Below are 275 nucleotides of genomic sequence, written 5' to 3'. Positions count from 1 at the left end.
CTGCAGGCCTATCGCCTGACAAACCCATGGGCACGCCTGATGGTGGGCGTGATGTGGCCGTTGGGCTATGCGCTGTACCGCCGCGACCGGCGGCGCGGCGTGGCATGAGGGGCGGCCGGGCGTTCACCCGGGCCGCCATGCGAGGCTATGCCGGGGCTGACGCGGCGTGGCCGAGGCCCAGGTAGACCTCGACCACGCGCGGGTCTTCGGCGACCTGCGCGGCGGGGCCTTCCAACGTGAGGCTGCCGGTTTCCAGCACGTAGGCGTAATCGGCC

2 pseudogenes are annotated in these 275 nt (G+C 72.0%); one reads left to right on the top strand and one right to left on the bottom strand.

Annotation, left to right across the window (positions count from 1 at the left end):
- Positions 1-108, top strand: a pseudogene (locus SB771_RS34320) (glycosyltransferase family 2 protein); the annotation flags it as partial.
- 37 nt (positions 109-145) lie between these two features.
- Here the strand turns inward: SB771_RS34320 and SB771_RS34315 are convergent.
- A pseudogene (locus SB771_RS34315) lies at positions 146-275 on the bottom strand (ABC transporter ATP-binding protein); the annotation flags it as partial.

This window comes from Burkholderia sp. SIMBA_051, from assembly GCF_046534915.1.
Classification (GTDB): domain Bacteria; phylum Pseudomonadota; class Gammaproteobacteria; order Burkholderiales; family Burkholderiaceae; genus Burkholderia; species Burkholderia ambifaria.
This window is presented reverse-complemented; position numbering and strand designations above follow the sequence as displayed.